Raw genomic sequence first — 2,500 nt, 5'->3', positions numbered from 1 at the left:
TCAACATAGTGGGTTGCCCCATTCGGATATCTACGGATTATAAGGTATGTGCCCCTCCCCGTAGCTTTTCGCAGCTTATCACGTCCTTCATCGCCTCTGAGAGCCTAGGCATCCGCCATACGCCCTTACTTAACTTATTGTACTTTTTGCTACAGTATAAATACTGCAACGAGCTCTTTTATATTTTTATAAAATTTTTGTCTAAAATATCTCTATTTTAAACTCTCTATCTTTTTGATTCTTACGATATCATTTTACCAATATGTCAATGAACTGTGGCGAGTCGCCACTGACAAGTTATTATCAGTGTTGACCTTGATACTATGAGTTAGTTACCTATCTCAAGGCATCGCCTTGTGGAGAATATCGGAGTCGAACCGATGACCTCTTGCGTGCAAGGCAAGCGCTCTAGCCAGCTGAGCTAATCCCCCTTTTCTTTTAAGTAGCAGTATTCAGTATACAGTTTGCAGTAACTAAATCTGCAACATAACTGAGAGTTGCTTAACTTCTAGAATTTCCTTAAAATATCAAACTTTTTGTAGTCCCGGGCAGACTCGAACTGCCGACCTCTACATTATCAGTGTAGCGCTCTAACCAGCTGAGCTACGAGACTATAATAGCTTTGATATTTCTATATTTTAAAATTAACAGCAAAGAGTAAAATTTACCTTTTGTAACTCACCATCTTTCTCTAGAAAGGAGGTGTTCCAGCCGCACCTTCCGGTACGGCTACCTTGTTACGACTTAGCCCTAGTTACCAGTTTTACCCTAGGCGGCTCCTTGCGGTGACCGACTTCAGGCACTCCCAGCTTCCATGGCTTGACGGGCGGTGTGTACAAGGCCCGGGAACGTATTCACCGGATCATGGCTGATATCCGATTACTAGCGATTCCAGCTTCACGGAGTCGAGTTGCAGACTCCGATCCGAACTGTGATATGGTTTATAGATTCGCTCTCTGTTGCCAGATGGCTGCTCATTGTCCATACCATTGTAGCACGTGTGTGGCCCAGGACGTAAGGGCCGTGATGATTTGACGTCATCCCCACCTTCCTCGCGGTTTGCACCGGCAGTCTCGTTAGAGTCCCCATCTTTACATGCTGGCAACTAACGACAAGGGTTGCGCTCGTTATAGGACTTAACCTGACACCTCACGGCACGAGCTGACGACAACCATGCAGCACCTTGTAATATGTCCGAAGAAAAGTCTATCTCTAAACCTGTCATACTACATTTAAGCCCTGGTAAGGTTCCTCGCGTATCATCGAATTAAACCACATGCTCCACCGCTTGTGCGGGCCCCCGTCAATTCCTTTGAGTTTCAATCTTGCGATCGTACTCCCCAGGTGGGACACTTATCACTTTCGCTTAGTCACTGAGCTAATGCCCAACAACTAGTGTCCATCGTTTACGGCGTGGACTACCAGGGTATCTAATCCTGTTCGCTCCCCACGCTTTCGTCCATGAGCGTCAGTACATACGTAGTAGACTGCCTTCGCAATCGGTATTCTGTGTAATATCTATGCATTTCACCGCTACACTACACATTCTATCTACTTCCATATGACTCAAGTCAACCAGTATCAAAGGCAGTTCCATAGTTAAGCTATGGGATTTCACCTCTGACTTAATCGACCGCCTGCGGACCCTTTAAACCCAATGATTCCGGATAACGCTCGGACCCTCCGTATTACCGCGGCTGCTGGCACGGAGTTAGCCGGTCCTTATTCTTACAGTACCGTCAAGCTGCTACACGTAGCAGTGTTTCTTCCTGTATAAAAGCAGTTTACAACCCATAGGGCAGTCTTCCTGCACGCGGCATGGCTGGGTCAGAGTCTCCTCCATTGCCCAATATTCCTCACTGCTGCCTCCCGTAGGAGTCTGGTCCGTGTCTCAGTACCAGTGTGGGGGATCCCCCTCTCAGGGCCCCTACCTATCGTAGCCATGGTAAGCCGTTACCTTACCATCTAGCTAATAGGACGCATAGCCATCTTTTACCGATAAATCTTTAATTAAAAACCGATGCCAGTTCTCAATACTATGAGGTATTAATCTTCATTTCTAAAGGCTATCCCTCTGTAAAAGGTAAGTTCTATACGCGTTACGCACCCGTGCGCCGGTCGTCATCTGTAGCAAGCTACAATGTTACCCCTCGACTTGCATGTGTTAAGCCTGCCGCTAGCGTTCATCCTGAGCCAGGATCAAACTCTTCATTGTATATCTTAAATATGTTTAATGAATAAGTTTCAAAAGAATTTACATTATATTATAATGTGGTTATTCTACTCTTTGTTTACGCTGTCAATTTCAATATTTTCAATGAACTAATTTAAGTTGATGCTATAAGCGTTTATCACACTTCTTATCTCCCTAATTTTGTAGAAACACTAGAATCGAACTAGTTGATTTTTTATCCAAATCTTTCCAAAATCTCTCTGAACTTTTTCGCTGTATTTGTTAGCGGATGCAAATATATAAACTATTTTAATTCTGACAATAAAA

General features: G+C 44.3%; 2 tRNA genes and 2 rRNA genes (1 of these 4 cut by a window edge). All 4 read right to left on the bottom strand.

Annotated features, from left to right (window positions below):
- Positions 1-140: ribosomal RNA gene (locus BW723_RS09545) — 23S ribosomal RNA — on the bottom strand (it extends 2,673 nt beyond the left edge of the window).
- Between the two features lie 217 nt (positions 141-357).
- A tRNA-Ala gene (locus BW723_RS09540) sits at positions 358-431 on the bottom strand.
- 108 nt (positions 432-539) lie between these two features.
- A tRNA-Ile gene (locus BW723_RS09535) sits at positions 540-613 on the bottom strand.
- Positions 614-695: 82 nt separating this feature from the next.
- A 16S ribosomal RNA gene (locus BW723_RS09530) occupies positions 696-2,215 on the bottom strand.
- The 16S and 23S rRNA genes sit together here with 2 tRNA genes alongside, the layout of an rRNA operon.
- Positions 2,216-2,500: the final 285 nt, after the last annotated feature.

The sequence above is a fragment of the Polaribacter reichenbachii genome, from assembly GCF_001975665.1.
Lineage (GTDB): Bacteria > Bacteroidota > Bacteroidia > Flavobacteriales > Flavobacteriaceae > Polaribacter > Polaribacter reichenbachii.
Note: the sequence above shows the minus strand (reverse complement) of the source record. Positions and strands in the feature narration are given on the sequence as shown.